Genomic DNA, 24,172 nt, shown 5'->3' with positions numbered 1-24,172 from the left:
ACCGCCCGCCGGCCGACCGCGTGACGACACCGCGGTCGGCGCGGTCCGGCGTGCCCCGCCACCACGCCTGCCCACACCCCCGGAGGTACCCCCATGTCCCGTCGCGACGGTGACGTCCTGCCCCTGACAGCCGCCCAGCGCGAGATCTGGCTCGCCGAGCAGAGCTCCCGGACACCGATCCCGGGCTACCGCGTCGGCGAGTGCCTGGAGATCCACGGGCCGGTCGACCGGGAGCTGTTCGAGACCGCGCTGCGCCGGGTCGTCGACGAGGTCGACGCCCTGCACGTGACCTTCGTCGACGACGGCGAGGGCCCGCGCCAGGTCCTCCGGGAGAGCTGGGACTGGGCGCCCGCGCACCTCGACCTCAGCGGGGAGCCCGACCCCCGCGCGGCGGCCGTCGCGTGGATGGAACGGGACCTGCAGCGCCCGCTGGACCTCGCCCGTGACCCACTGTTCGGCCACGCGCTGATCAAGGCCGCGCCGGCCGAGTTCCTCTGGTACCTGAACTACCACCACGTGGTGCTGGACGCGATCAGCAGCTCCATGCTCCGGCAGCGGGTCGGCGAGGTGTACTCGGCCCTCGCCGAGGGCGGCGCCGTGCCGCCGTGCCCGTTCGGCTCGCTGCGGGACCTCGTCGACAGCGACGCCGCCTACCGCGCGTCCGCCGACTTCGCCGCCGACCGCGCCCACTGGACCGGGCGCTTCGCCGACCTGCCCGCCCCGACCCGGCTCACCGACACCTCCGCGACGGACCCGCACCGCGCGCTGCGCCTGGCCGAGGAGCGCGAACTGCGCCGCCCGGACGCCCTGCGGGCGGCGGCCGGCCGTTCCGGCGTCCGGTGGTCCCGGCTGGTGATCGCGGCGACGGCGCTCTACGCCCACCGGATGACCGGCAACCGGGACGTGGTGCTCGCCATGCCCGTCACCGCCCGCCGCGGCGCCGACCGGGACCTCAGGGCCGTACCGGGCACCGTGTCCAACGTGGTGCCGCTGCGGCTGACGGTGCGACCGGACATGCCCTGGGGCGAACTCGTCGCCCAGGCGGCGCGGGAGGTCGAGACGGCCGTCGCCCACGAGCGCTACCGCAGCGAGGACCTGCTGCGCGACCTCGGCGCCCCGGGCGGCATCGCGACGGCGTTCCCGCTGATCGTCAACATCATGGCCTTCAACTCCAGGCCGAGCTTCGCCGGGCACCCCGCCGACGTGCACCACTTCGTGTCCGGGTCGACCACCGACCTCGCTGTCTGGGTCTTCGACTACCGGGACGGCAACCCGCCGCTGCTCCGGCTGCACGGCTCGCCGGAGGCGTACGGCGACGACGACCTCGCGGCCCACCGGCAGCGCCTGCTCGCACTGTTCGACACCGTCGCGGACTGCGACCCGGACGCCCCGGTGGGCCGGATCGGGCTGCTCACCGCGGAGGAACACGGCGCGCTGACGGCCCTCGGCACCGGACCGGTGGCGCAGCCCCCGGCCGCGAGCCTGCCGGAGCTGTTCCGCGAGCACGTGCGGGCGACCCCGGACGCCGTCGCGCTGGTGTGCGGCGACGTCTCGCTGACGTACGCGGAGCTGGACGCGCGGGCCAACCGCCTGGCGCACGAGCTGATCGCGCGGGGCGCCGGGCCGGAGCGGCTGGTGGCGGTGGCGCTGCCGCGCTCGGCCGAGCTGGTGGTGGCGATCCTCGCGGTGCTGAAGACCGGCGCGGCGTTCCTCCCGGTCGACCCCGAGTACCCGGCCGCCCGCATCGCGTACCTGCTCGACGACGCCCGGCCGGCCCTGGTGGTCACCGACTCCCGCAGCGGGGACCGCCTGCCCGGCGGCGGTCCCGTCGACCGGCTGGTGCTCGACGCCGCCGAGACGGCCGCCCAGCCGGCGGGCCGTCCGGCGGCGGACCCGATGGTCGCCGTCGATCCGCGGCACCCGGCGTACGTCATCCACACCTCCGGCTCCACCGGACGGCCCAAGGGCGTGACACCCACCCACGGCGGCCTGCTCAACCTGCTCACCGAGCTACGGCAGGTGCACTTCGCGTCGGTGCTCGGGGAGCGGCAGCGGCTGCGGGTGGCCCTGACCACCTCGGTGTCCTTCGACGCGTCGTGGAACCAGCTGCTCGCCCTGTTCGCGGGCCACGAGCTGCACGTCCTGGAGCACGCGACCTGGACCGACCCGGACGCCTTCGTCCGCTACGCCGCGCGCTGCGGACTGGACTACATCGAAGCCACCCCCTCCTACCTGCACGTCCTCGTCGCCCACGGGCTGCTGGGCGACCCGGCCTGGCGCCCGGCGCTGGTCGCGGCGGGCGGCGAGGCCGTCCCGGAGCAGCTGTGGGAGCAGCTGCGCGCGGCCGAGGGGGTGACCTGCCTCAACCTCTACGGACCGTCCGAGTGCACCGTCAACCCGGTGATCGCGTCCCTGGGTTCGAGCCCGCGCCCGGTGATCGGCCGACCGGCCGGCAACACCAGGCTGCACGTGCTCGACGGCGCCCTGCGGCCGCTGCCGGCCGGCGTGGCGGGTGAGCTGTACATCGCGGGCGCGTGCCTCGCGCGCGGCTACCTGAACCGGCCCGCGCTGACCGCCGGGCGGTTCGTCGCGGACCCGTTCGGGCCGAGCGGATCCCGGATGTACCGCACCGGGGACCTGGTGCGGTGGGGCGCCGACGGCAACCTGGAGTTCCTCGGCCGTCTCGACGACCAGGTGAAGATCCGCGGCTTCCGGGTCGAGCTCGGCGAGATCGAGGCCGTCCTCGCCGAGCACCCGCTGGTCGCCCGGGCCGCCGCCGTGGTGCGGACCGAGGACGAGCCCCGGCTGGTGGCCTACGCCGTCGCCGAGCCCGGCACCACCGTGACCGAAGCCGTGCTGCGCGACCACCTGCGCGAGCGGCTGCCCCGGCACTCGGTGCCGTCGGACTTCGTGCTGCTGGACGCGCTGCCGCTGACCCCGAACGGCAAGCTCGACCGGCGGGCCCTGCCGGCGCCCGGGCGGCAGTCCGCCGCGCCGGGCCGTGCGCCGCGCACCGCGACCGAGCACGTGCTCGTGGGGCTGTTCGCCGAGGTGCTCGGGGTCTCCGAACCCGGGCCGGACGACAGCTTCTTCGACCTCGGCGGGCACTCCCTGCTGGCCACCCGGCTGGTCGCCCGGGTCCGCTCGGTCCTGGGCGTGGAGCTGCGGCTCGGCGACCTGTTCGAGGCGCCGACGGTGGCGGAACTGGCGGCAGCCGTGGACGTCGCGGGCCGGGCGCGCCCGGCGCTGGCGCGCCGCGAGCGGCCGGAGACCGTTCCGCTGTCCTTCGCGCAGCGACGGCTGTGGTTCCTGCACCGCATGGAGGGCCCCAGCGCCACCTACAACATCCCGCTGACCCTGCGGCTGTCCGGCAGCCTGGACCACCGGGCGCTGGAGACCGCCCTGGCGGACCTGGTCGAGCGGCACGAGAGCCTGCGCACCGTCGTCCCGACGGTCGACGGCGTGCCGTGCCAACGGCTGCTGGACCCCGACGAGGCCCGGCCACGGCTGCGGGTCACCGAGCTCGCCGAACGCGACCTGCCGGAGCGGCTGGCGCAGGCGGCCCGGCACGGGTTCGACCTCGCCGCGGAACCGCCGCTGCACGCCGAACTCTTCCGCCTGGCGCCCGAGGACCACGTGCTGCTCCTGGTGGTGCACCACATCGCCGGTGACGGCTGGTCGATGGGGCCGCTCTCGCGGGACCTGACGAACGCCTACGCGGCCCGGGCCGAGGGTGCGAAGCCGGAATGGTCGCCGCTGCCCGTCCAGTACGCCGACTACGCCCTCTGGCAGCGGGAGCTGCTGGGTGACGGCTCGGACCCGGACAGCCTGCTGGCCTGCCAACTCGCCTACTGGCGAAAGCAGTTGGCGGGCCTGCCCGAGCAGGTCGAGCTGCCGTTCGACCGCCCCCGGCCGGCCGCGACGTCCTACCGGGGCGCCCAGCTGCCGGTGCGGATCGACGCCGAACTGCACCAGGGCCTGCGGGAACTCGCCCGCGACGGCGGGGCCAGTCTCTTCATGGTGCTCCAGGCCGGACTCGCCGCCCTGCTCGGCAAGCTCGGCGCCGGCACCGACGTCCCGATCGGCACCCCGATCGCCGGGCGCACCGACGAGGCCGTCGACGAGCTGGTCGGCTTCTTCGTCAACACCCTGGTGCTGCGCACCGACCTCTCCGGCGACCCGTCGTTCACCGAACTCCTCGGCCGGGTGCGCGCCGACGCGCTGGCCGCGTACGCGCACCAGGACGTGCCGTTCGAGCACCTGGTGGAGGCGCTCAACCCGACCCGGACGCTGGCGCACCACCCGCTGTTCCAGACCATGCTCGCCCTGCAGAACGCGCCGCTCGGCACCTTCGACCTGCCGGGGCTGCGGGTGGCGACCGACCTCGTCCCCACCGGGACGGCCAAGTGCGACCTCACCTTCGTCCTGGCCGAACGGCCCGGCGAGGACGGCCTGTCGGGCGTCCTGGAGTACAGCACGGACCTGTTCGACGCGGCCACCGCGGCCGGGATCGTCGAGCGGTGGCTGCGGCTGCTGCGCGCCGTGGTCACCGACCCCGGCCGGCGGATCGGCCGGGTCGACGTGCTGTCCGCCGAGGAACTCGGCGCGCTGCGCCCGGCCGGTACCGGCCAGGGCGAGGCGCTGCCGGACGACGGCCTGACCGCGCTGTTCGAGCGGCAGGTGCGGGCGACCCCGGCCGCCGTCGCCCTCAGGGACGGCGAAGTCACCCTGACCTACGGCGAGTTGAACGCCCGCGCGAACCGGCTCGCGCACGCCCTGATCGACCGGGGCGTGGGCCCGGAGCAGCTGGTCGCGCTGGCCCTGCCGCGCTCGGCCGAGCTGGTCGTGGCGGTGCTCGCCGTGCTGAAGGCAGGCGGCGCGTACCTCCCGGTGGACCCGCGGTACCCGGCCGCCCGGATCGCCTACCTGCTCCAGGACGGCCGGCCCGCACTGCTGGTGACCACCGGCGCGGCCGGTGAGCTGCCCGGAGCGGACGGCGTGGACCGGCTGCTGCTGGACACCGCCGACCTCGCCGGACAGCCGGACACCGACCCCCGGGTCGCGATCGACCCCGCCCGGGCGGCCTACGTCATCCACACCTCCGGCTCCACCGGCAACCCCAAGGGCGTCGTCGTCCCGCACCGGAACGTGGTGCGGCTGTTCGACACCACCCGCGAGCTGTTCGGCTTCACCGCCGAGGACGTCTGGACGCTCTTCCACTCCTACGCCTTCGACTTCTCGGTCTGGGAGCTGTGGGGCGCGCTGCTGCACGGCGGCCGGCTGGTGGTCGTCGACCACGAGACCAGCCGCTCGCCCGGCCGCTTCCTGGAACTCCTCGCCCGCGAGCGGGTGACGGTGCTCAACCAGACGCCCTCGGCCTTCTACCAGCTGATGCAGGCGGACCAGGAGGCGCGGCTCGAACTCGCCCTCCGCACCGTGGTGTTCGGCGGCGAGGCGCTGGAGCACGCCCGGCTGGCGAGCTGGTACGAGCGGCACCCGGAGGACACGCCGCGGCTGGTCAACATGTACGGCATCACCGAGACCACCGTGCACGTCACCCACGCCGCGCTCGACCGCGCCGGCACCGCCGCCGGGCAGATCGGCACGGCGCTGCCGGACCTGCGGACGTACGTGCTCGACGCCGGCCTGCGCCCGGTGGCGCCGGGCGTCGCCGGCGAGCTGTACGTGGCGGGCCCCGGCCTGGCCCGCGGCTACCTCGGCCGGCCCGGCCTGACCGCCGGCCGCTTCGTCGCCGACCCCTTCGGGCGGGCCGGCTCCCGGATGTACCGCAGCGGCGACGTCGTGCGTCGCGCGGCGGACGGCGGCCTGCGCTACGTCGGCCGGGCCGACCAGCAGGTGAAGGTGCGCGGCTTCCGGATCGAACTCGGCGAGATCGAGGCGGCGCTCGCCACTCACCCGGGCGTCGCCCTGGTCGCCGTACTGGCCCGGCAGGACCGCGCCGACGACACCCGGCTGGTCGCCTACGCGGTACCGGCCGCCGGAGCCGCGCCGAGCCCGGCCGAGCTGCGCGGGTACCTGGCCGAGCGGCTGCCGGAGCACCTGGTGCCGTCCGCGTTCGTCCTGCTGGACGCACTGCCGCTGACCGCCAACGGCAAGCTCGACCACCGCGCCCTGCCCGCCCCCGACCTCGCCCCCGCGGTCGGCGGCCGCGCGCCGCGCACCGCGCAGGAGCAGGTCCTCTGCGAGCTGTTCGCCGAGGTCCTGGGCGTGGCGTCGGCAGGCGTCGACGACGGCTTCTTCGACCTGGGCGGGCACTCGCTGCTGGCCACCCGCCTGGCCGCCCGGATCCGGGCGACGCTCGGCGTGGAGATGCCGCTGCGCACCCTGTTCGAGGCGCCGACCCCGGCGGGCCTGGCCGCCACCCTGGTGGCCGCCGGGCCGGCGCAGGCCGCCCTGGCACGGCGCGAGCGTCCCGAGGTGGTCCCGCTGTCGTTCGCCCAGCGGCGACTGTGGTTCCTGCACCAGCTGGAGGGCGCCGGCGCGAACTACCACATCTCCCTGGCCTGGCGGCTGACCGGGAGCCTGGACCGGCGGGCCCTGGAGGCCGCCGTGGCGGACGTGGTGGCCCGGCACGAGAGCCTGCGCACCGTCTTCCCGGCGGTGGACGGCGTGCCGCACCAGCGGGTGCTGGACGTCGTGGCGGCCCGCCCGCGGCTGCGGGTGAGCCGGACCACCGAGGCCGGGCTGCCGGCCGTCCTGGCGGAAGCGAAGGACCGTCCGTTCGACCTGGCGGTCGACGTGCCGCTGCGGGTCCGGCTGTTCGAGCTGGCACCGGACGACCACGTGTTCCAGCTGGTGCTCCACCACATCGCGGGCGACGGCTGGTCGCTGGGCCCGCTCGCGCAGGGACTGACCGCCGCCTACGCGGCCCGCTGCCGGGGCGAGGAGCCCCGGTGGGCGGAACTGCCGGTCCAGTACGCCGACTACACCCTGTGGCAGCACGAGCTGCTGGGCGAATCCACCGACGAGGACAGCCTGTTCGCCCGCCAGTCGGCCTACTGGACCCGGCAGTTGGCGGACCTGCCGGAGCGGATCCAGCTGCCCACCGACCGGCCCCGCCCCGCGGTCGCCTCGCACCGGGGCGGTTCCGTGCACGCCGGGCTGGACGCCGAACTGCACCGCGGGCTGCGCGAGCTCGCCCGGCGGCACGGGACCAGTCTGTTCATGGTGCTCCAGGCAGGCCTGGCGGCGCTGTTGAGCAAGCTCGGCGCGGGCGAGGACATCCCGGTCGGCAGCCCGGTGGCGGGCCGGACCGACCAGGCGCAGGACGAACTGATCGGCTACTTCGTCAACACCCTGGTGTTCCGCACCGACACCTCGGGCGACCCGACCTTCGCCGAACTGCTGGGCAGGGTCCGGGACACCGCGCTGGCCGGGTACGCCCACCAGGACCTCCCGTTCGAGCACCTGGTCGAGCTCCTGAACCCGTCCCGGTCGCTGGCGCACCACCCGCTGTTCCAGGTCATGCTGGTGCTGCAGAACGCCCCCCGGGCCGAGTTCGCACCGCCCGGACTGCGCGTCGACGACGTGCCGTCGGCGTCGACCACCGCCAAGCTCGACCTGATCTTCACCGTGTCCGAGCGGCAGACGCGGGACGGCTTCCCGGACGGGATCGACGGGCTCGTCGAGTACGCCGGCGACCTCTACGACCCGGCCACCGTCGAGGAGGTGTTCGGGCGCTGGGAGCGGCTGCTCCGCGCCGTGGTCGCCGATCCACAGCGGCGGCTCAGCCGGTACGGCGTGCTGTCCACCGCCGAGCACCGCGAGCTGACGGCCCTGGGCACCGGACCGGAGGTGGAACTCCCGGCCGCGAGCGTGCCGGAGCTGTTCCGGGCGCAGGTGCGGGCGACGCCGGACGTGGTGGCGCTGGTGTGCGGGGACGTCTCGTTGACGTACGCGGAGCTGGACGGGCGGGCGAACCGGCTGGCGCACGCGCTGATCGCCCGCGGGGCGGGGCCGGAGCGGCTGGTGGCCGTCGCCCTGCCGCGGTCGGCCGAGCTGGTGGTGGCGATCCTCGCGGTGCTGCGGACCGGGGCGGCGTACGTCCCGGTCGACCCCGAGTACCCGGCCGCCCGGATCGGGCACATGCTGGACGACGCCCGCCCGGTCCTGGCGGTGACCGACGCCCGGACCCGGGTCCGACTGCCGGAGGCCGGCCCGTCCGAGTGGCTGGTGCTCGACGACCCGGCCACGGCCGCCCTGGTGGCCGCCTGCCCGACGGCGGACCCGCTGGTCGCCATCGACCCGCGGCACCCGGCGTACGTCATCCACACCTCCGGCTCCACCGGCCGGCCGAAGGGCGTGGTGTCGACCCATGGCGGCCTGCTCAACCTGTTCGTCAGCCAGCGTCCGCTGCTGTTCCCCCGGCGGACGAAGCAGCGGCTGCGGATCGGGCTGACCACCTCGGTGTCGTTCGACGCCTCCTGCGACCAGCTGTCCGCCCTGTACGCGGGCCACGAGCTTCATGTCCTGGACGAGGTGACCTGGTCCGACCCGGACGCCTTCGTCGGCTACGTCGTGCGCGCCGGGCTGGACTACATCAACGCCACCCCGTCCTACCTGCAGGTGCTCGTCGCACGGGGGCTCCTGGACGACCCGGCGCGTCGTCCCGAGGTGGTCTCGATGGGCGGGGAGGCCGTTCCCGACCAGTTGTGGGAGCGGCTGCGGGCCGTTGAGGGCGTGTCCTGCCTGAACTACTACGGGCCCTCCGAATGCACGGTGGACGCCGTCGTGGCACCGCTGGCATCGAGTCCGCGCCCGATGATCGGCCGGCCGCTCGGGGGCCTGCGGCTGCACGTCCTCGACAGCGCGCTGAAGCCGGTGCCCGTGGGCGTGGCGGGCGAGCTGTACCTCGCCGGAGCGGGCCTGGCCCGCGGCTACCTGAACCGGCCGGCGCTCACCGCCGGGCGGTTCGTGGCGGACCCGTACGGCCCGAGCGGCACACGGATGTACCGCACCGGCGACCTGGTGCGCTGGCGCGCCGACCGGAACCTGGAGTTCCTCGGCCGGACCGACGACCAGGTCAAGGTGCGCGGCTTCCGGATCGAACTCGGAGAGATCGAGGCGGTGTTGGCGGACCACCCGCTGGTCGCCCAGGCCGCGGCGACCGTCCGGGAGGACCGGGCCGGGGACGCACGGCTGGTCGCCTACCCGGTGGCCGTCGCCGGGGCCGAACTCCGGCCGGACGAACTGCGGGCACACCTGCGTGAGCGGCTCCCGGACCACATGGTCCCGGCCGCCTTCGTCCCCCTGGACGCCCTGCCGCTGACGGCCACCGGCAAGCTGGACCGGCGCGCGCTGCCCGCCCCCGTCCACACCGCGCCGCGGACCGGCCGGGCCCCGCGCACCCCGCAGGAGCAGGTCCTCGCGGAACTGTTCGCCGAGGTGCTGGGCGTGGCCGGGGTCCGGGCCGACGACGACTTCTTCGACCTCGGCGGGCACTCCCTGCTCGCCACCCGGCTGGTCGCCCGGGCGCGGGCCGCCCTCGGGGTGGAACTGGAACTGCGCGCCCTCTTCGAGACGCCGACGGTGGCCGGGCTGGCCGCCGGGCTCGGCGGGGCCGGCCGGGCGAGGCCCGCGCTGCGCCGCGCCGAGCGGCCCGACCCGGTCCCGCTGTCCTTCGCGCAGCAGCGGCTGTGGTTCCTGCACCAGCTGGAGGACGCCGGCCCGGTGTACAACATGCCGCTGGCCTGGCGGCTGTCGGGCGAGCTCGACCGGGCGGCCCTGCACGCGGCCCTCGGCGACGTCGTCGCCCGGCACGAGAGCCTGCGCACGATCCACCCCCAGACCGACGGAGTGCCCCACCAGGTGGTGCTGGACGCCGGCACCGCCGCGCCGCGGCTGCCCGTCACCCGGGCCGCCGAGGCGGACCTGCCGGGGCTGCTGACGGCGGAGGCGGCACGGGGATTCGACCTCGCGACCGAACCGCCGCTGCGCGTCGGACTGTTCGAGACGGCGCCGGACGAGCACGTGCTGCTGCTGGTGATCCACCACATCGCCGGTGACGGCTGGTCGCTCGGCCCGATGGCCGCCGACCTGGCCGACGCGTACGCGGCCCGCCGCCGGGGCGAGGAGCCGCAGTGGGCGCCGCTGCCGGTGCAGTACGCCGACTACAGCCTGTGGCAGCACGAGCTGCTGGGCGGATCCACCGACGAGGACAGCCTGTTCGCCCGTCAGACGGCCTACTGGAAGGAGACGCTGGCGGGCCTGCCGGAGCAGATCCGGCTCCCCGCCGACCGCCCCCGCCCCGCGACCCCCACGCACTCCGGCGGCCACCTCGCGATCGAACTCGACGCGGACCTGCACGCCGGACTGGTCCGCCTGGGCCGCGAGCACGGCGCCAGCGCGTACATGGTGCTGCAGGCCGCCCTGGCCTCGCTGCTGGACAAGCTCGGCGCCGGCACGGACATCCCGGTCGGCAGCCTGATCGCCGGCCGCACCGACCAGGCGCTGGACGACCTCGTCGGGTTCTTCGTCAACACCCTGGTGCTCCGGACGGACACCGGCGGCGACCCGTCCTTCGCCGAGCTGCTGGTCCGGGTCCGGGAGGGCGCACTCGGCGCGTACGCCCACCAGGACCTGCCGTTCGAGCACGTCGTCGAGGCCCTCAACCCCGCCCGGTCGCCGGACCGGCAGCCGCTGTTCCAGGTGCTGCTCGCGCTCCAGAACACACCTCGCACGGACTTCGCGCTGAGCGGTCTGGCCGCCGAGATCGTCCTGGTGCGCACGCCCACGACGATGTTCGACCTCGGCTTCCACCTGCTGGAGCGCGGCGGCAGTGGCGGTCCGGCCGAGGGCATCGTCGGGCGGGTCGAGTACAGCACCGACCTGTTCGACCACGCCACGGTGGAGACCCTGGTCGCCCGGTGGCTGCGGCTGCTGGCGGCGGTGGTCGCCGAGCCCGACCGGCCGCTCAGCCGGATCGACGTGCTCACCGCCGAGGAGCGGCACGAGCTGCTGGTCGCGCGCAACGACACCGCCCGTCCGGCGCCCACAGCCACGCTGCCCGCCCTGTTCGAGGCACAGGTCCGGGCGACCCCGGAGGCCCCCGCGGTGGTCCTCGACGACACCGCGCTGACCTACCGCGAACTGAACCGCCGGGCCAACCGGCTGGCCCACGCGCTGATCGCGCGCGGAGTGGGGCCGGAGCAGGTCGTCGCCCTGCGGCTGCCCCGCTCCGCCGAGCTGGTCGTCGCCGTCCTCGCGGTGCTCAAGACGGGTGCGGCGTACCTGCCGGTCGACCCGGACTACCCGGCCGCCCGCATCGCGTACATGCTGGAGGACGCCCGCCCGGCCGTGGTGCTCGACGACCTCGCCGCCGTCACACCGTCCGGGGAGCAGCCGGAGCACGACCCGGCCGTCGCCGTGGACCCGCGCCACCCGGCCTACGTCATCTACACCTCGGGCTCCACCGGCCGGCCCAAGGCCGTGGTGATGCCCGCCGCCGGACTGCTGAACCTGCTGGCCTGGCACCACCGGGCCGTCGGCGGCGAACCCGGCACGCGCGTGGCGCAGTTCACCGCGATCAGCTTCGACGTCTCGGTACAGGAAGTGCTCTCCGCCCTGCTGTACGGCAAGACCCTGGTGGTGCCGACCGAGGAGCAGCGCCGCAGCGCCGAACTGTTCGCGCACTGGCTGGACCGGCACGAGGTCGGCGAGCTGTACGCGCCCAACCTGGTGGTCGAGGCGCTGGCCGAGGCCGCCGAGGAGGCCGGGCTGGAGCTGCCGGCCCTGCGGCTGGTCGCGCAAGCCGGCGAGGCGATGCGCCTCGGCGGCGCCGTACGCCGCTTCCGGGCCCGCCGGCCGGGCCGGGTGCTGCACAACCACTACGGTCCCGCCGAGACCCATGTGATCACCGCCTACCAGCTGCCGGCCGACCCGGCGGACTGCCCGGTCCCGGTGCCGATCGGCCGGCCGATCGCCAACTGCCGCGCCTACGTGCTGGATCAGGCCCTGCAGCCGGTCGCCCCCGGAGTGACGGGCGAGCTGTACCTCGCCGGAACGGGGCTCGCCCGCGGCTACCTGAACCGGCCCGGGCTCACCGCGGGACGCTTCGTCGCCGACCCGTACGGTCCGGCGGGCTCGGTGATGTACCGCACCGGCGACCTGGTCCGCTGGCGTGCATGGGGGTCCCCCCGGCCGGAGGCGGGGGGAGGCGAGCTGGAGTTCGCCGGCCGGGTGGACCACCAGGTGAAGGTGCGCGGCTTCCGGATCGAGCCGGGCGAGATCGAGGCCGAACTGAGCGCCCACCCGGACGTCGCCCGGGTCGCGGTCCTCGCCCGCGAGGACCGGCCGGGCGAGACCCGGCTCGTCGCCTACGTCGTCCCGCGGGCCGCAGCAGGGACGACCGCCGCGGCGCTGGCGGCCCACCTGCGCGACCGGGTGCCGGACCACCTGGTGCCGTCGGCGTTCGTGCTGCTCGACGCGCTGCCGCTGACACCGAACGGCAAGCTGGACCGGGCGGCGCTGCCCGCTCCCGCTGCCGATCTCGGCCGGGCCGAGGCCCGCCGGGCGCCGCGCACCCCGCAGGAGCAGATCCTCTGCGAGCTGTTCGCCGAGGTGCTGGGCCTCGCCGGGGTCGGGGTCGACGAGGACTTCTTCGGGCTGGGCGGGCACTCCCTGCTCGCCACCCGCCTGGTCTCACGGGTCCGGGCGACCCTCGGCGTCGAACTGGAGCTGCGCAGCCTGTTCCGCACCCCGACACCGGCCGGACTGGCGGCCGGGCTGCACGACGCCGGCACCGCGCGGCAGGCCCTGGTACCCCGGCCCCGCCGCGATCCGATGCCGCTGTCCTTCGCCCAGCGCCGCCTCTGGTTCCTCCAGCAGTTCGGCGCGCCGAGCGCCACCTACCACATGCCGCTGGCCCTGCGGCTGTCCGGAGACCTCGACCGGGCCGCGCTGGGCGCCGCGCTCGCGGACGTCACGGCCCGGCACGAGACCCTGCGCACCGTCTTCCCGCACCTCGCCGGAATCCCGTACCAGCGGGTGCTGGACGCCGGGGAGGCCGTCGTCCCGCTGACCGTGCACGCGGCCGGCGAGGCGGAGCTGCCCGCCCTGCTGCGCGCGGCGGCGGTCCGCGGCTTCGACCTGACCGCGGAAGTACCGCTGCGGGCCGAGCTGTTCGCGGTGGCGCCGGACGAGCACGTGCTGCTGCTGGTGATGCACCACATCGTCGGGGACGGCTGGTCCATGGGCCCGCTGGCCCGTGACCTGGCCACCGCCTACACGGCCCGGCACGGCGGCGGCGAGCCGGCCTTCCCGCCGCTGCCGGTGACGTACGGCGACTACACCCTGTGGCAGCACGAGATCCTGGGCGACGAGCAGGACCGCGACAGCCTGTTCGCCCGGCAGGTCGCCCACTGGACGGAGGCGCTGGCGGGGCTGCCCGAGCAACTGCAGCTGCCGGCCGACCGGCCGCGTCCGGCCACCATGTCGTACGGCGGCGACCTGCTGGAACTCCGGATCGACGCCGAACTGCACACGGCGCTGGCGGGGTTGGCGCGCCGGTCCGGTGCGACCCTGTTCATGGTGCTGCAGGCGGCGCTGGCCGCGCTGTACACGCGGCTGGGAGCGGGGACGGACATCGCGATCGGGAGTCCGGTCGCCGGGCGCACCGACGAGGCCCTGGACGAGCTGGTCGGCTTCTTCATCAACACGCTGGTGCTGCGCACCGACACCAGCGGTGACCCGAGCTTCAGCGAGCTGCTGGGCCGGGTGCGGGAGACGGCGCTGTCGGCGTACGCGCACCAGGACGTGCCGTTCGAACACCTGGTGGAGGCGCTGCACCCGTCCCGCTCGCTGTCCCACCACCCGCTGTTCCAGACCGGACTGGTCGTGCAGAACGCACCGGGCGGTGACTTCGAGCTGCCCGGTCTGCTGGTCTCCGGGGTGACCGTGCTCACCGGGACGGCGCGGCTCGACCTGACCTTCGGGTTCGCGGAGGAGCACGGGCCGGCCGGCGAGCCGGCCGGGCTGAGCGGGGCCGTCGAGTACAGCACCGACCTCTTCGACCGCTCGACGGTCGAGGCCCTGGTCGCCCGGTGGCTGCGGCTGCTGGCGGCGGTCGCCGCCGCCCCGGACACGCCGATCGGCGGGATCGACCTGCTGTCCGCCGAGGAACGGCGCGAGCTGCTGCCGCTGCCCGCCAACGACGCCGCGGCGGCCGCGGTGAGCCTGCCGGAGCTGTTCGCGGCGCAGGTGGCGGCGATGCCGGACGCGCTCGCGCTGGTGTGCGGCGATGCCGAGTTGACGTACCGGGAGCTGGACGCGCGCTCGAACCGGTTCGCGCATGCGCTGATCGCACGGGGTGTCGGTCCGGAACAGCTGGTGGCGGTGGCGCTGCCGCGGTCGGTGGAGTCGGTGGTGGCCGTCCTGGGCGTGCTGAAGGCCGGGGCCGCGTACCTGCCGGTGGATCCGGCGTACCCGGCCGCCCGGATCGCGTTCATGCTCGACGACGCCCGTCCGGCCCTGCTGGTCGACGACCCGGCGACGGTGGTCGGGGAAGGCCGGCCGGAGGCCGGTCCGGGCGTCGTGATGGACACCCGGCACCCGGCCTACGTGATCTACACCTCGGGCTCGACCGGCCGCCCCAAGGGCGTGGCCGTGACCCACGGCGGCGTGTCCGGCCTGGTCGCGGCACAGGTCGAACGGCTCGGCGTGGCGCCGGGCAGCCGGGTGCTGCAGTTCGCCTCGCCCAGCTTCGACGCGTCCTTCTGGGACCTGTGCAGTGCTCTGCTGACCGGCGCGGCCCTCGTCCTGGCCCCGGCCGAGGCCCCGCTGGAGGCCCTGACGGGCCGCGGGCCGGACGTCACCCACGTCACCCTGCCGCCCTCGGTCCTGGCCGCCCTGCCGGAGGGCTCGGTGGCCGCGACGACGCTGGTGGTGGCCGGGGAGGCGTGCCCGCCGGAGCTGGTGGCCCGCTGGGCGCCGGGCCGACGGATGATCAACGCGTACGGCCCGACCGAGACGACGGTCTGCGCGACGATGAGCGACCCGCTGTCGCCCGGCGCGGGCGTGCCGCCGATCGGCCGGGCGGTCGCGGGCTTCCGGACGTACGTGCTGGACGAGCGGTTGCGGCCGGTGCCGCCCGGCGTGGCGGGGGAGCTGTACGTCGCCGGCCCCGGTCTGGCGCGCGGCTACCTGAACCGGCCGGGCCTGACGGCCGGACGCTTCGTCGCCAGCCCGTTCGGCCCCTCGGGCGCCAGGATGTACCGCACCGGTGACGTGGTGCGCCTCCGGGTGGACGGTCAGCTGGAGTACGTCGGCCGCGCCGACGACCAGGTGAAGGTGCGCGGCTTCCGCGTCGAACTCGGCGAGGTCGAGGCCGCCCTGGCCGAGCACCCCGCCGTCGCGCAGGCCGCCGTCGTGGCCCGGGACGACCGGCTGATCGGCTACGTGGCTGCCCGTCCCGGCACGTCGGTGCGGCAGACGGAGCTGGCCGCGCACCTGCGCGACCGGCTGCCCGACTACCTGGTGCCGGCCGTGTTCACGGTGCTGGACGGGCTGCCGCTGACCCCCAACGGCAAGCTGGACCGCGCCGCGCTGCCCGCTCCCGCTGCCGACCTCGGCCCGGCCGAGGCCCGCCGGGCGCCGCGCACGCCGCAGGAGCAGATCCTGTGCGGCCTGTTCGCCGAGGTGCTCGGCGTGCCGCAGGTCGGGGTCGACGAGGACTTCTTCGACCTGGGCGGGCACTCCCTGCTCGCCACCCGGCTGGCCGCGCGGGTGCGCTCGGTGCTCGGCCTGGAACTCGGGCTGCGCGCGCTGTTCCAGGCGCCCACCGTGGCGGGCCTCGCCGCGGCGCTGGCCGGGGCGGGCCACGCCCGCCCGGCGCTGACCGTGCACGAGCGCCCGGACCGGGTGCCGCTGTCCTTCGCCCAGCGCCGGCTCTGGTTCCTGCACCGGATGGACGGCGGCGCCGCGACCTACCACATCCCGCTGGCACTCCAGCTGACCGGAACGCTCGACCGGGCGGCGCTGGACCAGGCGCTGGCCGACGTGGTGGCCCGGCACGAGAGCCTGCGCACGGTGTTCCCGGAGGTCGACGGCGTCCCGTGCCAGCGCGTGCTGGACCCGGCCGCGGCCCGGCCCCGGGCACGGCTGACCGAGCTGCCGGAGGCCGAACTCTTCGACCGGCTCGCCGAGTTCGCCCGGCAGCCCTTCGACCTGGCGGTGGAACCCCCGCTGCGGGCCGGGCTGTTCGCGCTCGCGCCGGACGAGCACGTGCTGCTGCTGGTGATGCACCACATCGCCGGTGACGGCTGGTCCACCGGCCCGCTGGCCCGTGACCTGGCCGAGGCGTACGCCGCCCGCTGCGAGGGCCGCTCGCCCGGCCGGCCGGCCCTGCCGGTCCAGTACGCCGACTACACGCTGTGGCAGCGCGAGCTGCTCGGCGACACCGCCGACCCGCAGAGCCGGTTCAGCGAGCAACTCGACTACTGGAAGCGCCAGCTGTCCGAGCTGCCGGAACTGCTCCGGCTGCCCGCCGACCGGCCGCGGCCGGCCGTCGCCGGCTGGCACGGGGACCACCTCGGCTTGGAGCTGAGCCCCGAACTGCACGCCGCCCTCACGGAGTTGGCCCGGAGCACCGGGACGAGCCTGTTCATGGTGCTGCAGGCGGCGCTCGCCGCGCTGTACACCAGGCTCGGCGCGGGGACGGACATCCCGATCGGGAGCCCGATCGCCGGGCGCACCGACGAGGCCCTGGACGAGCTGGTCGGCTTCTTCGTCAACACCCTGGTGCTGCGCACCGACACCAGCGGTGACCCGGGCTTCGCCGAGCTGCTGGGCCGGGTGCGGGAGACGGCGCTGTCGGCGTACGCGCACCAGGACGTGCCGTTCGAGCACCTGGTGGAGGTGCTGAACCCGTCCCGCTCGCTGTCCCACCACCCGCTGTTCCAGACGATCCTGGCCGTGCAGAACGCGCCGATGGGCCGCTTCTCGCTGCCCGGACTGGAGGTCGCCACCTACGCGGTGGCCACCGGGACCGCCAAGTTCGACCTCGGGGTGAGCCTGGTCGAGCAGTTCGCCGAGGACGGGAGCCCGGCCGGGATCGTCGGCGCGGTCGAGTACGCCACCGACCTGTTCGACCGCTCGACGGTCGCCGCCCTGACCCGGCGCTGGACGCTCCTGCTGGAGGCCGTCACCGCCGACCCGGAGCAGCCCATCGGCGCGATCGACCTGCTCGACGCCGACGAGCGGCACCGGCTGCTGGAACAGGGCAACGCGACCGCCCTCGACGTGGGCGCCGTCCCGGTGCCGAAGGCCTTCGCGGCGCAGGTGGCGGCGACGCCGGACGCGCTCGCGCTCGTCCACCGCGACATCGAGTTGACGTACCGGGAGCTGGACGCGCGCTCGAACCGGTTCGCGCATGCGCTGATCGCGCGGGGTGTCGGTCCGGAGCAGCTGGTGGCGGTGGCGCTGCCGCGGTCGGTGGAGTCGGTGGTGGCCGTTCTGGGCGTGCTGAAGGCCGGGGCCGCGTACCTGCCGGTGGATCCGGCGTACCCGGCCGCCCGGATCGCGTTCATGCTCGACGACGCCCGTCCGGCCCTGCTGGTCGACGACCCGGCGATGGTGACGGACGTCCAGGCGTGGCCCGACACCGACCCGGAGGTCGCCCTCGACGTGCGGCAGCCGGCCTACGTGATCCACACCTCGGGCTCGACCGGCCGCCCCAAGGGCGTCGTGGTCGCGCACGGCGGTGTGGCGAGCCTGGTCGCCGCCCAGATCGAGCGGTTCGCGATCGACCCGGACAGCCGGGTGCTGCAGTTCGCCTCGCCCAGCTTCGACGCGTCGGTGTCGGAGATCTACACCGCCCTGCTGCGCGGCGCGGCCCTGGTGCTGCCGCCCGCGGCGGACCCGGTCGCCGCACTGACCGACCCGGGCCTCGCCGTCACCCACGTCACCGTGCCCCCGTCCGTCCTGGCCGCCCTGCCGGAGGGCTCGGTGGCCGCGACGACGCTGGTCGTGGCCGGGGAGGCGTGCCCGCCGGAGCTGGTGGCCCGCTGGGCCCCCGGGCGACGGATGATCAACGCCTACGGTCCCACCGAGACCACGGTCTGCGCGACCATGAGCGACCCGCTCACCCCCGGCTCCGGAGTGCCGCCGATCGGCCGGCCGATCACCAACGCCCGGGTCTACGTCCTGGACGAGCGGCTGCGGCCGGTGCCGCCCGGCGTGCCCGGCGACCTCTACGTCGCCGGCGCCGGCCTGGCCCGCGGCTACCTGAACCGGCCGGGCCTGACCGCCGGACGCTTCGTCGCCTGCCCGTTCGGCCCCTCGGGCGCCAGGATGTACCGCACCGGTGACGTGGTGCGCTTCCGGACGGACGGTCAGCTGGAGTACGTCGGCCGCGCCGACGACCAGCTGAAGGTGCGCGGCTTCCGCGTCGAGCCCGGCGAGATCGAGACGGCCCTGACCGAGCACCCCGCCGTCGCCCAGGCCGCCGTCGTGGCCCAGGACGACCGGCTGATCGGCTACGTCGTCCCGCGCCAGGAGGCGTCCCGGGACAGCGGCGTCGAAGCGGACCACGTGGACGAGTGGCGGGGCATCTACGACGCGCTGCCCATCGCCCCCGAGGAAGCCGCCTTCGGCCAGAACTTCGTCGGCTGGAACAGCAGTTACGACGCCGCCCCGATCCCGGTCGAGCAGATGCGGGAGTGGCGCGACGCCACCGTGGACCGCATCCTGTCGCTGCGCCCCCGCCGGGTGCTGGAGGTCGGCGTCGGCACCGGCCTGCTGCTCTCGCAGGTCGCGCCGCACTGCGAGACCTACTGGGCGACCGACTTCTCCGCCACCGCGATCGACGCGCTCACCGCCCAGGTCGCCCGGCAGCAGGACCTGGCCGGCCGCGTCGTGCTGCAGACCCGCCCGGCCCACGACACCGACGGGCTGCCGGCCGGAGAGTTCGACACCATCGTGATCAACTCGGTGGTGCAGTACTTCCCGTCCGCCGACTACCTCGCCGACGTGATCGGGAAGCTGATGCGGCTGCTCGCCCCCGGCGGCGCCCTCTTCATCGGCGACGTCCGGAACCTGCGGCTGCTGCGCCCGCTGGCCACCGCCGTCCGACTGCACCGGACCGGCGACGACGGCGACCTCTCGGCGGTGCGCCGCGCGGTCGAGCAGGCCGTCCGGGTCGAGAAGGAACTCCTGGTCGACCCGGACTTCTTCACCGCCCTGCGGGAGCACGGCACGGACATCGGCGCGGTGGCCGTGGAGGTCAAGCGCGGCCGGCACCACAACGAGCTGACCCGCTACCGCTACGACGTGACGCTGTACGAGCAGCAGGCCGTACCGGTCGAACCGCTGGACCTGGCGTGGGGCCGGGACATCGCCGGCCTGGCGGAGCTGCGCGAACTGCTCGGGCGGCCGGGCACCGGCGCGGTGCGCCTCACCGGCACCCCGAACCGCCGCGTCGCCCGCGAGGCCGAGCTGGACCGGGCGGTGCGCAACGGGGACGGCACGCTCGCCGAACTGCTGGAGCGGCTGCACGGGCCGGACGACGGCGACCTGCCCGACCCGGAGGACTTCCACGCCCTCGGCGGGGAGTTCGGCCGCCGGGTGCACCTCACCTGGTCGGCCGGGGCGCCGGAAGCCCTCGACGTGCTCGTCACCGACGTGCTCTCCACCGCCGGGCCCGTCACCGAGGGACCGGCGGCCGCACCCGTCGAGGCCCACCGTCCGGTGCGGCCGGCCGGCACGGCGCTGGCGTCGCTGACCAACCGCCCGACCGGCACCCGGGGCACCGGCGCCCTCCTCGGCGAGCTCCGCGACTGGCTGCGCGGCCGGCTGCCCGACTACCTGGTCCCGTCGGCGTTCGTGGCGCTGGACGCACTGCCGCTGACGGCCGGCGGCAAGCTCGACCGCCGTGCCCTGCCCGCCCCCGACCTCGGCCCGGCCGCAGCCGGGCGGGCCCCGCGCACCCCGCAGGAGCAGCTCCTCGCCGAGCTGTTCGCCGAGGTCCTCGGGCTGGCCCAGGTCGGCGTCGACGACGGCTTCTTCGACCTCGGCGGCCACTCCCTGCTGGCGACCCGCCTGGCCTCCCGGGTCCGGGCGACCCTCGGCGCGGAACTGGAGGTCCGCACGCTGTTCGAGGCCCCGACCGTGGCCGCCCTGGCGGCCCGCCTGGACGGCTCCGGAACGGCACGCCCCGCGCTGACCGCACGGCCCCGCCCGGAGCACGTCCCGCTGTCCTTCGCCCAGCGCCGCCTGTGGTTCCTGCACCGGATGGACGGGCCCAGCGCCACCTACAACATGCCGCTCGCGCTGAGCCTGACCGGCGAACTCGACCGCTCGGCCCTGCACGCCGCGCTGGCGGACGTGATCGCCCGGCACGAGAGCCTGCGCACCGTCTTCCGCGAGACGGACGGCGTGCCGTACCAGGTGGTGCTGAGCGCCGCCGAGGCCCACCCGGCCCTGCCGGTGGCCGAACTCGACGAGCGCGAACTGCCCGGGCGACTGGCGGGGGCGGCCCGGCGCGGCTTCGACCTGGCGGCGGAACCGCCGGTCCGGGCGGAGCTGTACGCGCTCGCCCCCGACCGGCACGCGCTGCTGGTCGTGGTGCACCACATCGCCGCCGACGGCTGGTCGATGGGCCCGCTCTCCGGCGACCTGGCCGCGGCCTACGCGGCACGCTGCCGGGGCGAGGAGCCGCAGTGGTCCCCGCTGCCGGTGCAGTACGCCGACTACACCCGCTGGCAGCGCGACCTGCTCGGCGACGCCGCCGACCAGGACAGCCTGTTCACCCGGCAACTGGATTACTGGAAGGACGAGTTGGCCGGCCTGCCGGAACAGCTCCAGCTGCCCGCGGACCGGCCCCGGCCGCCGGTGGCCTCCCAGCTGGGCGACCGGGTCGTGGTCCGGCTGGACGCCGAACTGCACCGGGCGCTGCGGGACCTGGCCACCGAACGCGGTGCCAGCATGTTCATGGTGCTCCAGGCCGGCCTCGCCGCGCTGCTCACCCGGCTCGGCGCCGGCACCGACGTCCCGATCGGCAGCCCGATCGCCGGCCGCACCGACCAGGCGCTGGACGAACTCGTCGGCTTCTTCGTCAACACCCTGGTGCTGCGAACCGACACGAGCGGCGACCCGGCCTTCGCCGAACTGCTCGGCCGGGTGCGGCAGAAGGCGCTCGCCGCGTACGACCACCAGGACGTGCCGTTCGAGTACCTCGTCGAGGCGGTCAACCCGGCGCGCTCGCTGGCCCGCCACCCGCTGTTCCAGGTCATGCTGGCCCTGCAGAACGCGCCGCTGGGCGAGTTCGCGCTGCCGGGGCTGGAGACCGGCCACCTGGAGGCGCCGACCGGGACCTCCCGGGTCGACCTGACCTTCAGCCTGGCCGAGCAGTTCCGCGCGGACGGCCCCTCCGGGCCCGGCGACCCGGGAGGCGCCCCGAGCCCCGACGGGCTGGTCGGCGCGGTGGAGTACGCCACCGACCTGTTCGACGCCTCCACCGTGGAGCTGCTGTTCGACCGCTTCGCCCGGCTGCTGCGCGCGGCGGTCGCCGACCCGGACCGGCCGATCAGCCGGATCGACGTCATCTCCGACGAGGAGCGCCACCAGCTGCTGTCCGGGTTCATGGGCGTCGCCGCCGAGCTGCCCGAGGCCGCGGTGCCGGAGCTGTTCGCCCGCCAGGCCCGGACCACCCCGGACGCGGTGGCCGTCGTGGCGGGCGGCACCGAACTGACCTACCGGGAGCTCGACCTGCGGACCGACCGCCTCGCCCGGGCGCTGATCCGCCGGGGCGTACGGCCGGAGACGCCGGTCGCGGTCATGCTGGACCGCTCGGCGGAGCTGGTCGTGGCGATCCTCGCGATCGTCAAGGCGGGCGGCGCCTACGTACCGCTGGACTCGCGCTTCCCGCCCTCCCGCATCGAGCTGATCCTGCGGGAGACCGGCGCCGCGCTCGTGCTCACCGAGGAGGTGCTGACCGCCCTGCTGCAGGCCGAGCCCGGTCCGTCCGGGGACGGTCCGTCCCGGGGCGGACCATCGCGGGTCGACGTCCCGTGCGACCCGCGGCAGGTGGCGTACGTCCTGTACACCTCCGGCTCCACCGGGCGGCCGAAGGGCGTGGCCGTCACCCACCGCGACGTGGTGGGCCTCGCGCTCAGCCCCGAATGGCGCGGCGGCGGACACGAGCGGGTGCTGATGCACTCCCCGACCGCCTTCGACCTGTCGACCTACGAGCTGTGGGTACCGCTGCTCAACGGCGGCCGGATCGTGGTCGCACCGCCGGAGCAGCTCGACATCGACCTGCTGCAGCACACGGTCACCACGCACGGGGTGACCGGACTCTGGCTGACGGCCGGCCTGTTCCGGCTGGTCGCCGAGGAGCGCCCGGGCCTGCTCGCCGGGGTGCGCGAGGTGTGGACCGGCGGCGACGTGGTCTCCCCGGCGGCCGCCGCCCGGGTGCTCGCGGCGTGCCCCGGCATCGAGGTGGTCAACGGCTACGGGCCCACCGAGGCGACCACCCTGGCCAGCTGCCACTCGGTGCGCGCCCTCTCCGAGCAGGCCGCCTCCGTGCCGATCGGCGCGCCGATGGCCAACATGCGCGCCTACGTCCTCGACGACCACCTGCGGCCGGTGCCGACGGGGATGGTCGGCGAGCTGTACCTCGCGGGGACGGGCGTCGCCCGCGGCTACCTCGGCCGGCCCGGCCTGACGGCCGAGCGCTTCACCGCCGACCCGTACGGGCCGCCCGCAAGCCGGATGTACCGCACCGGCGACCTGGCGTGGTGGCGGGCCGACGGCACGCTGGAGTTCGCCGGACGCGCCGACCACCAGGTCAAACTGCGCGGCCTGCGGATCGAGCCGGGCGAGATCGAGGCCGTCCTGGCGGGCTGCCCGGGAGTCGCCCAGGCGGCCGTCGTGGCCCGCGAGGACCGGCCGGGCGACAAGCGGCTGGTCGCCTACCTGGTGCCCGCCCCCGAGGGCGCGCCCGAGCCGGGCGAGCTGTCCGGCCGACTGCGCCGCGACCTGCCCGACTACATGGTGCCGGCGGCGTTCGTCACCGTGGACGCGCTGCCGTTGACCGCGAACGGCAAGCTCGACCGGGCCGCCCTGCCCGCCCCCGAGTACGGCGCCTCGGACGCCGGGCGCGGCCCCCGGACGCCGCAGGAGCAGCTGCTGTGCGGTCTGTTCGCCGAGGTCCTCGGCCGGGAGCAGGTGAGCATCGACGACGGCTTCTTCGACCTGGGCGGTCACTCGCTGCTGGCCGCCCGGCTGGCCTCCCGGGTCCGCGAGACCCTCGGCCTGGAGCTGGGACTGCGGATGCTGTTCGAGGCGCCGACCGTGGCCGGGCTCACCGAACGGCTGCTCATGAACGATCCGGAGGACGCCCTGGACGTGGTGCTGCCGCTGCGCACGACCGGCACCGCCACCCCGCTGTTCTGCATCCACCCCGGCGGTGGCATCAGCTGGTCGTACAGCGGGCTGCTGAACCACGTCGGCCCGCAGCACCCGGTCTACGCGATCCAGGCGCGCGGCCTCGGCCGGCCCGAACCGCTGCCGACGTCCTACGAGGAGATGGCGGCCGACTACGCCGACCACATCCGGAAGATCCAGCCGGAGGGCCCGTACCTGCTGCTCGGCTGGTCCGCCGGTGGGCTGATCGCCCACGCGCTGGCCTGCGAGCTGCAGTCGCGCGGCGAGCGGACCGCGCTGCTGGCGATCCTCGACGCCTACCCGGTGAAGGACGTGACCTTCGAGGAGGTGCCCGTCCCCACCGAGCGGGACGTGCTCGTCGGGGTGCTCGACGTCGACCCGGACGAGCTGGGCGACCGGGACGTCACCTATGCCGAGGTCGCAGAGGTGCTGAACCGGCGCGGCAGCGCGCTGGCCGGCCTGACCGAGCGGCAGATCGAGGTGGTCGTCCAGATCATGATCAACAACGCGCAGCTGGCGGTCGACTTCGTCCCCGCGACGTTCGACGGGGACCTGCTGCTCTTCAACTCCACGATCGACCGGACCGAGGACAACGCCGGGCCCGAGATCTGGCAGCCCTACGTCACCGGCCGGATCGATTCGCACGAGGTCACCACCCGGCACAACCGGATGACCCAACCCGGCTCGCTGGCCCAGATCGGACCGGTCCTGGCCGCCAGGATCGCCGAGGCGGCCGGTGACACCGCTGATTCCCACCACCAGGAGGACTGAC

The 24,172-nt window shown here is 75.3% G+C and carries 1 protein-coding gene; it reads left to right on the top strand.

Translation table 11 applies throughout. The features are described 5' to 3' along the window. Positions 1-93 precede the first annotated feature (93 nt). On the top strand, positions 94-24,171 hold the full coding sequence (locus ACZ7KX_RS22535; RefSeq protein ID WP_470328006.1) for a non-ribosomal peptide synthase/polyketide synthase: 24,078 nt from the start codon (positions 94-96) through the stop codon (positions 24,169-24,171). Position 24,172 lies beyond the last annotated feature (1 nt).

Source organism: Kitasatospora sp. NPDC038210 (genome assembly GCF_055600605.1).
The sequence above is the reverse complement of the archived record's forward strand: the minus strand, read 5'-3'. Positions and strand labels throughout refer to the sequence as shown.

What these genes read in the sequence shown, in the direction of transcription:
- ACZ7KX_RS22535 (WP_470328006.1), top strand. Translation starts at nt 94, where the DNA reads ATGTCCCGTCGCGACGGTGACGTCCTGCCCCTGACAGCCGCCCAGCGC.